This window comes from Vannielia sp. ABF1_015 (genome assembly GCF_056160745.1).
The window spans coordinates 176,179-188,657 of the sequence record NZ_JBSWXT010000002.1; the positions used below are offsets into that span (position 1 = coordinate 176,179).

A 12,479-nucleotide genomic window follows, 5' to 3' on the forward strand; every position below is an offset into this window, starting at 1 on the left:
GGGTCAGCTCTTCGGCCCTTGCGGTCCTCATCGCAGCTGCGAAGAGGGTCCGAAGGGCCCGATGAGCTGCCCCGTCACTGGGTCCGAACCCGCCCCGCCGGGCGGTTCACCAGCCACAGCCCGGCCGCCACCAGCACCAGCGCCACCAGCACCGCAGGCCGCAGCTCTTCGCCAAGCACCAGCCAGCCCAACACGCCGGCGAACACCGGCGTCAAAAAGCCAAAGCTCGCCACCGAACTCGCCGGGTAAATCTTCAGGATCCACATCCAGAACAAAAACGCCGCGCCCGAGATCACCACGCCCTGCACGCCCAGAATGCCCCAATGCAGCAGGCCCGGCTCCCGCAGCACCGCGCCAAACAGCGGAGCCACGGCCAAGAGCACCACGGCAGAGACGACAAGCTGCCAAAACAGCTGGCTCTCCGCCCGCACCTCGCGCATCCGCGTGCCCCGGGCGATCAAGGCAATCCCAGCCCAGCCCCATGCGCCCAGCAAGGCGCAAATATCCCCGATGATGGCACCCTGCCCGCCGCTCCGCCCGCTCAGCAGCGCAATCGACACGCCCGCAAAGGCCAGCGCCAGCCCGGCCGCCTTCACCGCCGTCATCCGCTCGCCGGGCAGCAGAAAATGCGCCATCAGCGCCAGCCACACCGGCATGGTGTAAAACATCAGCGCCGAGCGGGCCACGGTGGTGAGATCGAGCGCGATGAAGAGCATCAGGAACTCCAGCGAAAAGCACAGCCCCAGCGCCAGCCCCACCCCCCAAAGCGGCCGCCCCAGCTCCATCGGCAGCCCCCTCAGCCGCATCCAGCCGAGCAGGAAGGCAAGCGAGACGACCGAGCGCATCCCGGCAAAAAACACCGGGCCAAACCCCTCATTGCCCACCTTGATGATGACCTGCCCAAACCCGAGCACCAGCGAGAAGGTCACCAGCGAAGCGGCCCCGAAGGCATCAATTCGATCTTTCCGCTCCATCTCCCCCTCGCCTATAACGGCCCAATCCCGGGCCAGCCCCGCCAGATGTTCACAAGCCCCGAGGGGCCGCAAGCAAGAGACGTTCCATGACCCTCCTCCAGATCGCTTCGCTCCTCATCGTGCTCGCCGCCGCCTTCGGCACCATCAACTACTTGGTGTTCAAGCTGCCCTCCGCCATCGGCATCCTCGTCGTGGCGCTGCTGGCCTCGCTCGGCGTTCTGGCCTTTGATTTCATTTATCCCGCCTCCACCGTCGAAGAGAGCATCACCGCCGTTGTGAAGGGCATCGAGTTTTCCGATGCTCTGCTTGAGGGCATGCTCGGCCTCCTGCTCTTTGCCGGGGCGCTCCACGTCAAGATCGCCGATCTGCGCGCCGAATGGCCCGCCGTGCTGATGATGGCCACCATCGGCGTCGGCCTCTCTACCGTCATCGCGGGCGTGGGCTTTTCGTGGATCACCGGAATGCCGCTGATGATCGCGCTCGTGTTCGGCGCGCTGATTTCGCCCACCGATCCGGTGGCGGTGCTGGGCGTGCTGCGCGAGGCCAACCTGAACAAGCGGCTGGAAACCAAGATCGCCGGCGAAAGCCTGTTCAATGACGGCGTGGGCTATGTCGTCTTCCTCGTCCTCATCGGCCTCGCCTTTCCCGGCGCGGGTGGTCATGGCGAGGGTGAAGCCGCGGCCCACGGCGCAGAGCACACGCTAAGCACCGCCGGCGCGCTCACCGGCGCCGCCGTGCTCTTTGCCCAAGAGGCGCTGGGCGGTGCGGCCTTGGGGATGATCCTCGGCTGGCTCACATGGCGGGTCATGCGCCGGATCAACGACTACTCGCTTGAGGTGCTCATCACCCTCGCGCTGGCCTTCGGCGGCTACGAGCTGGCGATCTGGCTGCACGTCTCCGCGCCGATCATGGCGGTCTGCGCCGGGCTGCTGATCGGTGAGGTCAGCTACCGCGATGCGATGTCCTCGGAAACCCGCGAATATGTCGATGCCTTCTGGAAACTGATCGACGAGATCCTCAACGCCGTGCTCTTCCTGCTGATCGGGGTGGAGATCTTCGCCGTCACCTTCGACGCCAGCTTCCTCGTCTCTGCAGTCTCCGCCATCGCACTGGCCCTGCTGGCCCGGCTCGCCGCCGTGGCGGTGCCCGTGCTCATCCTGCGCCCCTTCCGCACCATGCCCGAAAACGTCATCCCGGTGATGACATGGGGCGGCCTCAAGGGCGGCATCTCCATCGCCCTCGCGCTGTCGCTCCCCGATTCGGAATGGAAGCCCCTGATTCTCACCACAACCTACGTGATCGTGCTGTTTTCGATCATCGTGCAGGGCCTCACCGTCGCGCCGTTCGCCCGCCGGTTGAACCGAAACAGCACATCGGAGTGACTGTTTCCAGCCGGTGAACATAGGCGCGCAGGCAATATCTTGGGGGCGGCAACAATCGCCCCACTACGTGAGGTTTATCCCGTAACCCATTGGGCGCATTGGCAACGCCGCCAATTTAGAAGTCGCAAAGGCGTGATTTTTCCTCGCCCTGCGGCAATCTCGCGGTAATCTGACTCTCGCCTGACATAAGGGACCGCCATGCCCTCCACTGCCACGATCCGTGCGCTCGCGCCCGGCGACGAAGTCGCTTGGCGTCGGCTCTGGACCGACTATCTGACGTTCTACAAGGCCACCCGGCCCGAGGAGGTGTATACCACCACCTTCTCCCGGCTTGTGGATGCGTCCGATCCCGGCACCTTCGGCTTTCTCGCCGAAGTGGATGGCGAGGCAATCGGCCTTGTGAACTGCGTGATCCACCGCCACCTCTGGAGGGTCGAGGATGTTTGCTACCTCGGCGATCTCTACGTGGACCCATCGCTTCGCGGCACCGGCTCTGGCCGGGCGCTGATCGAGGCGGTCTATTCCCATGCGGAGGCGCTGGGGGCGCCTTACGTCTATTGGATGACGCAGGATTTCAACACCGAGGCACGAAAGCTCTACGACCGGGTCGGAAAGCTGACGCCTTTCATAAAATATCAACGGAGCGCTGCCTGATGTTGAACCGCTTTCTGCCCGCGGGACTCGCCCTTTTTCTGACTGCCTGTTCTTCTGTCTCCGTGCCGGATGTCGACGTGCCCCAGCGGCGCGAAAGCTACACCGGCTCACTGCCACCCATGCGCACCTTTTCCACCCCCCGCGTGGCGCCCACCTACCGCTCCAACGCGCAGCTTGCCGTGGATTTTCTTGATCTGACCTTCCGGATGGAAAGTGGCCGCCGCCTGCCGCATTTCTCCCGCTTCGAGGGGCCGGTGACAGTCACCGTCAAGGGCAACGCGCCCGCCTCTCTCACCGGCGATCTCACGCGTCTGGTGTCGCGCCTGCGCTCGGAGGCCGGCATTGATATCCGCCTCTCCAAACCCGGCAACCCCTCGCCCTCCATCACCGTTCAGGTCGTCTCCAAGCGCGAGCTGCAACGGCTGGTGCCGCAGGCCGCCTGCTTCGTGGTGCCCAACGTCTCCAGCTGGTCCGAGTTTCGCAAGGCCCGCCGCTCCCGCGCCGTGGATTGGGCCGCGCTGGCCGAGCGCAAGCAGATCGCCGTCTTCATGCCGGGCGACGTGAGCCCGCAAGAGGTGCGCGACTGCCTGCACGAAGAAATCGCCCAAGCCCTCGGCCCGCTCAACGATCTCTACCGTCTGCCGGATTCGGTGTTCAACGACGATAACTTCCACACCGTCCTCACCGGCTTCGACATGCTGATGCTGCGGGTCTACTACGATCCGGCCCTCCGCTCCGGCATGGAGCGCAGCCAGGTCGCCGCGCGCCTGCCCGCCATCCTCGCCCGGGTGAATCCCGCGGGCAATCGTGGCCGCGGCGCCCAGCCGGGCTACACCCCCCGCGCCTGGATCGACTCGATCGAAACGGCCCTCGGCCCCCGGGCCCGCCCCGCCGCACGGCTCGCGGCGGCCAAGAACGCGGTGAACCTGTCCAAGCGCCACGGCTGGTCCGACAACCGCGCCGCCTTCTCGCTCTACGCGCTGGGTCGGCTGTCGCTCTCGGCCGAGCCCGAGCTGTCTCTGTCCAGTTTCCTTGAGGCCTCCCGCCTCTATCGGAACAACCCGGAGACACAGATCCAAGCAGCCCATGTGGCCATGCAGCTTGCCGCCTTCTCGCTCTCTGCGGGTCAGGCAGATGGCACCATCGGCCTGATCGACGAGGTGCTGCCCGCCGTGCGCCGCGCCGAGAATGCCGCGCTGCTCTCCACGCTGCTGCTGTTGAAGGCCGAGGCCTACGAGCTTATGGGTCGCGTGCCCGAAGCCGCCGCTGTGCGCACCGAGGCCCTCGGCTGGGCCCGCTACGGTTTTGGCTCCGATGCCGTTGTGCGTGCCCGGGTGTCCGAAATCTCGGCGCTCAAGCCGCGCGGCCGCACCGCCGTAAACTGAGCCCTGCGGCCATTCCGCCCCAGCCTCAAACCCGCGCTTTCACCGGGGCGTCTTCTGCACTAGAAGGCGCCCCGTAACCTTTCGGCCCATAACCTTTCGAGATGCCAACACGCATGATTGTCCTCGCTGCCCTCGCCCTCGGCGCCCTCGCAGGCTTCGCACACGCCCGCCGCCGCAACGGCAACACGCTCGACAAGCTACAATACATGGCCGTTTATGCCATGATCTTCGCGGTCATCGGCCTGTTTGCCACGATTGCACTGGAGAAGATGCTCTAAGGCGTCGCCGCCCCGCTGCCTGCCACGTCTTGCGCGTCAGCCATGTGCAAATAGGTTTCGTCGTAGCGCTTCGCCAAATGGTCCCCCGCGCGAATGGGCGCGCCAGCGCCCGCCGGCGCAACATCGGCATCCCACTCCGGGTTGAAGAACAGCGGAATCGAAATTCGCTCCTCGCCGCCGCCCCTTACCCGGTGCAACGTCGCCTTCACCCGCCCGCCAGACCACATCTCCAGCATCTCGCCGAAGTTGATCACAAAGGCCCCGGGCTCAGCCGCGACCGGCTCCCATGAGCCATCCCGCCGCAGCACCTCCAGCCCCGGCGCACCATCGGTCGCCAGCAGGGTCAGGCAGCCATAATCGGTGTGCGGCGCAATGCCAAAATCCTTGTCCCCCGCCCAACCGGGCCGCGCCGGGTAGAAGTTGGCCCGCAACAGCGCCATCGGATGCACGAACTTCTGCTGAAAGTAGCTCCGGTCCTCCCCGATCGCCTCAGAGATCGCCCCCAGCAGCTGACGGCAAAAGCCCAGAGCCTCCTGATAATAGCCCTCCACCTCAGCCCGGAAGCCCTCTGGCGCATCCGGCCAGAGGTTGGGCGCATAGTAGCGCTCCGGGGCCCCCGCCTCCGCCGCCTCCGGCCACAGAAAACCGCAGTCGAACACCTCCTTGAGGTCCGGGTTGCTGGCCGGGTCCACCTGCTCCGAACGCATGCCGCCCCAGCCCCGGTTAGAGCCGGTCTTCGCCATATCCACCTTCGCCTTCTCGGCCTCCGGCAGATGGAAGAACGCGCGATAGATCTCGATCAGCCGCTCCATCCGCTCGGGCGCAAAGGGCGTGTTCTCCAGCACCATGAAGCCCGTCTCCAGCGCCGCGCCGCGCACGGCCTCCAGCGCCTCCGCCTCACTGGCCAGCACCGCCTCTGCATCAAGTCTGGGGATCGTCTTCATCGCCGCGCACCTCCTGCTCTTCCGCCCCCTGATGCCGCAGCACCCGGGGGGAGTGCAAGCGCGCGTGGGGCTCAGTTGCCCTGCGCGTCCAGCAGGCTGTCAATCGGCGGCAGTTCCTCGCCCCGCGCCACCGGGTATTCCCGCGCCGTATCGGCTGCGTTCGCTTCGGCACTGGCCCGCTCGCGGCGCACCTCTGCCATCGCAGCGGCCAGTCGCGGCAGAGCGGCAACGTTGCGCACCGCCTCGGCCTGCGCCTCGATCACCTCCGCCTCGCCGCGCACATCGGCCAGCGCCGGATCTTCGGCCACCGCGGCACATCCGCCCTCGCCGCCATCTTCGCAAATCACCTCTGTGCCACGCAGCGCCATCTCGGCCCCGCCCGGCAACCACCCGTTGCCCAGCCCCGCTGCCCGTTCTTCCAGCTCTTCCATCGTCGGAAAGCTCCCCGCGCGGATCACCTGCGCAATCTCGGGTGCCAGATCACCGGCCTCCACAGCTTCGGCCAGCAGCGCCTCCTGCCGCACCTCCGCCGCGCTCGGGCCGCTCTCCTGCGCATTCTCCGCACCGGGCCGCCCCTCGGGGCGGATGGAGGTCGCCACCAACCCTGTCTCGCGCCGGATCACCGGCCCGCGCGGCGCAGCCGCCGCCTGTTGCGGCGCCCGCTGGCGCTCGACGCGAATATCAACGCCCATCTTGCGCCGCATATCCCGCCGCGCCTCTCTCAGGTCGCGTTTGAACTGGTTGAGAAATCCGCCGCCCTGCGCCTCCACCGGAGCGGGCAGATGCACCACAGCCAGGGCCGCAATAACGGTCAAAACAGGGGTCCAGCGTGTCATCAGGGCAGCCTCCACGGGGCGGGCAAATGTGCCCGGCCTTCTCTACTCAACACCATCCCGCGCCGCCGGTTCCAACCCTTTCGCACCGCCCCGCCCGATCCCGCGCCTTTTCGCCCACGCCCCGCACCTTGCAAGCCCGCTCCGTTCGGGGCTAACTCCCCGCAATCACAGAGACAGAGGGAGATAGGGCATGAGACGCAAACTCGCCGCAGGCAACTGGAAGATGAACGGCCTCCGGGCCAACCTCGCCGAGGTCACCGCCCTCACCACCGCCCACAGCGCCCCGGCAGTCGACATCCTGCTCTGCCCGCCCGCCACACTGCTCGCCCCCATGGCCGCCGCCGCCGAAGGCACTGCGCTTGCCGTCGGCGGGCAGGATTGCCACGCCGCCGCCTCCGGCGCGCACACCGGTGACGTCTCCGCCAGCATGCTGGCCGATGCCGGCGCCAGCCACGTCATCCTCGGCCACTCCGAGCGCCGGGCCGACCACGGCGAGCAAAATGAAGACATCTGCGCCAAGGCCGAGGCCGCCCTTGCCGCCGGGCTCACCTGCGTGATCTGCGTGGGCGAAAGCGAGGCCGAGCGCGACGCCGCCAAAACGCTCGACATCATCGGTGAGCAGCTTTCGGGCTCCATCCCTGATGACCTCACCGCCGAAACCCTCGTCGTCGCCTACGAGCCCATCTGGGCCATCGGCACCGGCCGCACGCCCACCCTCGAGCAGATCGGCGAAGTGCATGACTTCATCCGTGCACGCCTTCAAAGCCGCTTTGGCGAGGCCACCGGCGGGGCGACCCGCATTCTCTACGGCGGTTCGGTGAAGCCCGGCAACGCCGCCGAAATCTTCGCCGTGCCCAACGTCGACGGCGCGCTTGTCGGCGGTGCCAGCCTAAAGGCCACCGACTTCTCCGCCATCATCACAGCACTCGAAGCCGCCCCCCAACAGGGCTGATCGCCACAAGCCAACCTGCTTCGGAGCCCTCCGTCGCCTGAAACCCCAAAGGACGGCGGGCGGACCGGGGTCAATGAAAATCGCCGAGGGGCCCCTCCGGGGATACGGCTATTTTCGTTGATGCCGGGCGGCGCGTCGGCCATGCCGGGGTCAGGTGATGGCGGGCGCCCGTGCAGGTTCCTGCTTTGGTGAGTCCCGAGCTGCAACCACGCCGCCATGATCGCAGGCCGGGCATGGCACGGCGGGGTGGGTGGGCGGGAGCTGTGCCATGCCCGGCCCCACCAAACAAAAAAGGGCGCCCCGCAAGGCGCCCTTTTCGCATATCAGCCCCGATCAGTTCGGGATCAAATCCGGCACGATCGAAACGATCCCCGGGAAGGCCCAGAGCAGCGCCAAGCCCACCACCTGGATCAGCACAAACGGTGCCACACCCCGATAGATATGCCCCGTCGTCACCTGCGGCGGCGCAACGCCCCGCAGGTAGAACAGCGCAAAGCCGAAGGGCGGCGTCAGGAAGCTGGTCTGCAGGTTCACCGCAATCATGATCGTCACCCATTTCGGGTCCATCGTCCCGCCATAGATCACCGGCCCCACAATCGGCACCACGATGTAGATGATCTCAAGGAAGTCGAGCACGAAGCCGAGGATGAACATCACCAGCATCACGATCAGGAAGACCTTGAACTCGCTGTCAAAGCTCCTGAGGAACTGCTGGATGTAATGCTCGCCACCAAAGCTGATGACCACGAGGTTCAGCAACTGTGAGCCGATGAGGATGGTAAACACCATGCTCGTCACCTTCGCCGTCTCCCGCACCACCGGTGACATCACCGCGCCGCGGTAAAGCACCCAGACGCCATAGAGCACCCCGAAGAAGGCCACCATGTAGGCGGCAAAGGCCACCAGGAAGGCAATCCACGTCACAAAGGTGACCGTCTCCTGATTGATCCGCAGATCAAAGTTCACCCCCGCGAGGATCATGATGATCGTCGCATAGGTGGCAATCAGGATCATCTGCCCCGAGCGGCCCTCTTCCTTCAGCTTGCGATAGGCCGCCAGCATAATCGCCCCGGCCGCGCCGAGCGCGGCGGCGGGGGTCGGGTTGGTGATGCCGCCAAGGATCGAGCCGAGCACGGCCACAATCAGCACCAGCGGCGGAAAGACCACGCGGATCAGCTCATTGCTGGCCAGGCGCCGTGCCGCATCCCGCATCGCCCAGAGGATCACGATGAGCGGCAGCAGCAGGATCACCAGCGTCTCCGCCGAGGACATCCCCGACTGGATCAACAGCGCATCCGCCAGCAGCATCACCGCAATGCCCCCCGCGCCCACGATCAGCGGAATCGGGCTGGCCGAGGGGGCAACGCCCCGCGCCACCATGAACGTCAGGCCAAAGAGCACGGCCAGCACCGCCACACCCGAGCCAATCGGCGGGGCGTTGGGCACCGGCGCAACAGCCTCGGCCGCGGCCTCGCCGGTTCCGTCAGCAGCCTCCGCGGAGGCGGTATCCTGCACCGGCTCCACACCAGCCGCCCGCGCGGCCACCGAGGCATCCCAGCGCTCCTGCCCGTGCAACTCGATCATCGCCGCCTGACATTGCTCGCTCACGTTGGTGCGCAGCAGGCCGCCTTCGACGCCGCTGGTCTCGGTCTGCGCCGCGCGCACAACCTGGCTGCCGATCACGCCAACCTGCCCAAGCAGCACCGCGCCACCAATCAGCACGACGGGCAGCGCCAAAAACCACGTCAGCCCCTCGCGGCGGGTAATCACCTCACCGCCGGTGGAGCTTTCCAGCTGCACCGAAGGCGCCTTGGAGGGGTTCACCACCGCGTAGCCAAAGGCATAAAGCGCATAGAGCCCCGCCAGCATGACGCCCGGCAGCATCGCCGCCTGAAACAGCGTGCCAACAGAAACAACCGCAGGCCGCCCCAGCAGCGTCAAGGCGTCCGAGCATCCAAGCGACTGCGCCCGCGCTTCCTGCGCCGTGGAGTAAAGATCCCCCGCCAGCGTGCCCAGCAAGACGATCACGATCGACGGCGGAATGATCTGCCCCAGCGTGCCGGAGGCCGCGATCACGCCCGTCGAAAGCTCGGGAGAATAGCCGTTGCGCAACATCGTGGGCAGGCTCAGCAGGCCCATCGTCACCACCGTCGCGCCGACAATGCCGGTGGAGGCGGCCAGAAAGGCCCCCACAACCACGACCGAAACCGCAAGGCCACCGGGCAGCGGGCCAAAGACCTTTGCCATCGTGGTCAGCAGATCCTCGGCAATCTTCGAGCGCTCCAGCACGATACCCATCATCACGAACATCAGCACCGCCAGCAGCGTCTCAATGGACTGGCCCGCAAAGACCCGCTCGTTCATACGGTTGACGACAAAAGAGAGGTTCCGGTTGATCGCCTGCTCCCAGCCACCGGGGAACAGCGGCACCTCAACCCTTGGTAACTCCGGGTATCGGAACACGCTCACATCGTCTCGATGCACCCCTGTGGCAAGTATCTCCCGATAGGCATCGCTCCCGGTATCAATCGCCTGATGTATCAAGATGCCCTGCCCGTCGAGCAGCGCAATGATCCCGAAAGAAATGATCCCCGCCCCGCCAATGGCAAAGGCCACCGGGAAGCCAGAGAGAATGCCTGCGAAAAGGCAGACAAGAACGATCAGTAGGCCGATCTCGACGCCATCAAGTCCGAAAATCATCTGCCCTACCCCTAGTGCGTGCCTTCATAGGCTTCTTCACCCTCACCGAGGGTGTCTTTGTCGAGATACTTGTCGGCGCTCTCAGGCCCTTCGCGGAACTCCAGCAAAGAGCGGTAGAAGTAGGCCACCGCCTGAAGCAGCACGAGCGCGCAGAAGGCCACCATCAGGATCTTGAAGAGGAAGTAGCCGTTGAAGCCATTGGGCGAAAAGCCGATGGTCTCCACGTTCCACTTCACGATCTTGCTCTTGCGCATCAGCAGGTCCAGCCCCTCGCTGGCACTCACCTTCGGCGTGATCAGCGAGCGCCAGAGGAAGAACCACGCGTAGAGCCATGTCAGCACCGCGACCGGCACCATGAAGAACAGCGAACCGAACATGTCGATCACCTTCTTGGTGCGGAACTTCACCACCGAGTAGATCAAGTCCACCCGCACGTGGCTGCCCTGCACAAAGGCATAGGTCACGCAGAGGGCGACGATCATCGCGTTGTAAAGTTTGAGCTCCTCGGCAAACCAACCCACCGATTGGGTGAAGCCAAAGCCGAAGGGCGCAATGGTAATCTCGCCAAACCGAAAGACCGATTGCAGGAAGACGACCATCACCTGCTGGAGCACCATCACAAGGCCAATCCACGCCACCGTGCGGCCCACCCCGTTGGCAAACCACTCCAGCCCGCGCACGACGCCCCACATGATACGCGGCCAGACAATCCCCACCACGGTCAGCAGCAGGAAAATGTCGAACACCGCGAAAAACAGCTCAACCGAGGCCCCGTAGTAGATGAAGCGCATCAGGCTCTCGCCGTTGCTCCAATCCAACCACAGCCCCGGGTGCGTGATCGCGTAGAAAATGTTGTAAAAGCCCATCCCGACATTCTGGATGAACCACACGAGCGCGGTCCCCATACGCCCTGCCCCTTTTATGTGAAATGGCCGCGCGCGTATATTCGCGCGCGGCCCTGTCTTTCAAGCAGCTTTCGCCCTTACATCGCCGCCAGAACGCGGTCGCGCTGAGTGGCGTAAAAGCTGTCAGACACCGAGAGCCAGCCCGAGGACGCCTTCATGCTGTCCATCGCGCTCTTGTGGATCTTGGCGAAGAGATCGTCCGAGGTGTAGCCCTGAAGCAGCTCGACCGAGGCCTTGCCGAAGGCATCCCAAACGTCCGGGGTGAATTCCTTCACCTGCGTGCCGCCCTGCTTCAGACGGGCCAGCGCCGGGCCGTTGTTGGCGATAAACTGGGCGTAGTTGGCCTGGTGAGCGTCGGCACAGGCAATCTCGACGATCTTCTGCTGCGCCGGGGTCAGGCTGTTGAACACTTCGAGGTTCATACCAGCCGACAGGGCCGCACCGGGCTCGTGGAAGCCGGCGGGATAGTAGAAGTCGCAAACTTCCTGCAGGCCCAGCTTCTCGTCCGACCAGGGGCCGATCCACTCGGTCGCGTCCAGCGCACCGGTCGACAGGGCCTGATAGATCTCGCCGCCCGGAAGCACCTGCACCGAGGCACCCAGCTTGGAGAGCGCTTCGCCGCCGAGGCCCGGCATACGGAACTTCATGCCGTTGAAATCATCGGCAGATTTCACCTCGTTGCGGTACCAGCCGCCACCCTGCGCGCCAGTCTGACCGGCGATGAAGCCGCGCACGCCAAACACTTCGCCCAGCTCGTGGTGCAGCGCCATGCCGTCCTGACCGTAGTACCAGGTCATCAGCTCGGGCACGGTCATGCCGAAGGGCACAGCCGTGAAGAAGGCCCATGCCGGATGCTGGCCAACCCAGTAGTAGTCCGCGCCGTGATACATGTCGGCCTGACCCGAAACCACCGCGTCAAAGCTCTCCAGCGCGCCGACGAGTTCGCCCGCGGCCTTCGGCTCAACGGTGATCTGCCCGTCGGTGGCTGCGGTGATGTTGTTGGCGACCCGTTCAACCGAGTCCCAAACGCCCGCCAGACCACGCGGCCAGGTCGTGACCATGGTCAGCGTCCGGTTGCCCTGGGCATAGGCCGGTGCGGCCAGCGTCGTGGCAGCAGCGGCACCGCCACCGAGGGCGGAAGTCTTCAGAAAAGAGCGGCGATCCATGTTGATCCTCCCCTAGTTGCTCTCTTTTTTGTCCCGGCCGGGTTTGCCCCGATCCGGTTTTCGGTGCGGTCAACCTAATGAGATGAAAGCGGTTTGGAAACCAAAAGAGCAGCAGGCCCTGCGCAAAAAGTGGCACTGACCCGGAGGCAGCGGCGCAATTTTTGTGCACAGGCACCCCGCCACAGCCTTTTGGCCCCAGCGCCGTTGCCATTCACGCAATGTGGCCGACACCGGCACCCGGTGCCTCGAATCAACTGCCGAAAAACAGCACGCCTGATGCAGAATACCTGTGAGGCACGCCCG

At 65.3% G+C, this 12,479-nt stretch carries 11 protein-coding genes; 5 read left to right on the forward strand and 6 right to left on the reverse strand.

Features of this window, described 5'->3' with window-relative positions; genetic code table 11:
• Positions 1 to 74: 74 nt before the first annotated feature.
• Positions 75 to 974 (reverse strand): DMT family transporter, encoded by a 900-nt coding sequence (locus ACXAG6_RS13295; protein ID WP_475338181.1) that lies wholly within the window; start codon positions 972 to 974, stop codon positions 75 to 77.
• A gap of 86 nt (positions 975 to 1,060) precedes the next feature.
• Here ACXAG6_RS13295 and ACXAG6_RS13300 point away from each other — a divergent pair, with 86 nt between their 5' ends.
• From ACXAG6_RS13300 to ACXAG6_RS13315, 4 genes are all read left to right on the forward strand, one after another.
• Positions 1,061 to 2,356, forward strand: coding sequence for a cation:proton antiporter (locus tag ACXAG6_RS13300; protein ID WP_475338182.1), 1,296 nt, complete (start codon positions 1,061 to 1,063; stop codon positions 2,354 to 2,356).
• Positions 2,357 to 2,554: 198 nt separating this feature from the next.
• The gene (locus ACXAG6_RS13305) at positions 2,555 to 3,010 is read left to right on the forward strand and encodes an N-acetyltransferase family protein (RefSeq protein ID WP_475338183.1); all 456 of its coding nucleotides are present in this window, start codon (positions 2,555 to 2,557) and stop codon (positions 3,008 to 3,010) included.
• Positions 3,010 to 4,395, forward strand: a complete 1,386-nt coding sequence (locus tag ACXAG6_RS13310; RefSeq protein ID WP_475338185.1) for a DUF2927 domain-containing protein — start codon at positions 3,010 to 3,012, stop codon at positions 4,393 to 4,395. The genes ACXAG6_RS13305 and ACXAG6_RS13310 overlap by 1 nt, the downstream gene beginning before the upstream one ends.
• Positions 4,396 to 4,508: 113 nt before the next feature.
• Entirely contained in the window at positions 4,509 to 4,673 is a 165-nt protein-coding gene (locus ACXAG6_RS13315) for a hypothetical protein (protein ID WP_475338186.1), read from the forward strand.
• Here the strand turns inward: ACXAG6_RS13315 and ACXAG6_RS13320 are convergent.
• Together ACXAG6_RS13320 and ACXAG6_RS13325 are read right to left on the reverse strand one after the other, a co-directional pair.
• Positions 4,670 to 5,617: an isopenicillin N synthase family dioxygenase gene (locus ACXAG6_RS13320; protein WP_475338187.1), complete on the reverse strand. Its 948-nt coding sequence runs from the start codon at positions 5,615 to 5,617 to the stop codon at positions 4,670 to 4,672. The genes ACXAG6_RS13315 and ACXAG6_RS13320 overlap by 4 nt on opposite strands.
• A gap of 71 nt (positions 5,618 to 5,688) precedes the next feature.
• Positions 5,689 to 6,453, reverse strand: a complete 765-nt coding sequence (locus ACXAG6_RS13325) for a hypothetical protein (protein WP_475338189.1) — start codon at positions 6,451 to 6,453, stop codon at positions 5,689 to 5,691.
• Positions 6,454 to 6,643: 190 nt separating this feature from the next.
• On the opposite strand from ACXAG6_RS13325, the gene tpiA reads away from it, so the two are divergent.
• Positions 6,644 to 7,405: a triose-phosphate isomerase gene (gene tpiA, locus ACXAG6_RS13330; protein WP_475338190.1), complete on the forward strand. Its 762-nt coding sequence runs from the start codon at positions 6,644 to 6,646 to the stop codon at positions 7,403 to 7,405.
• 333 nt (positions 7,406 to 7,738) lie between these two features.
• Here tpiA and ACXAG6_RS13335 read toward each other — a convergent pair whose 3' ends face one another.
• From ACXAG6_RS13335 to ACXAG6_RS13345, 3 genes are all read right to left on the reverse strand, one after another.
• Positions 7,739 to 10,105, reverse strand: a complete 2,367-nt coding sequence (locus ACXAG6_RS13335; RefSeq protein ID WP_475338191.1) for a TRAP transporter large permease — start codon at positions 10,103 to 10,105, stop codon at positions 7,739 to 7,741.
• 11 nt (positions 10,106 to 10,116) lie between these two features.
• Entirely contained in the window at positions 10,117 to 11,010 is an 894-nt protein-coding gene (locus ACXAG6_RS13340; protein WP_475338193.1) for a TRAP transporter small permease subunit, read from the reverse strand.
• 77 nt (positions 11,011 to 11,087) lie between these two features.
• Complete coding sequence (locus tag ACXAG6_RS13345) at positions 11,088 to 12,176, reverse strand: TRAP transporter substrate-binding protein (protein ID WP_475338195.1); 1,089 nt, start codon at positions 12,174 to 12,176, stop codon at positions 11,088 to 11,090.
• Positions 12,177 to 12,479 lie beyond the last annotated feature (303 nt).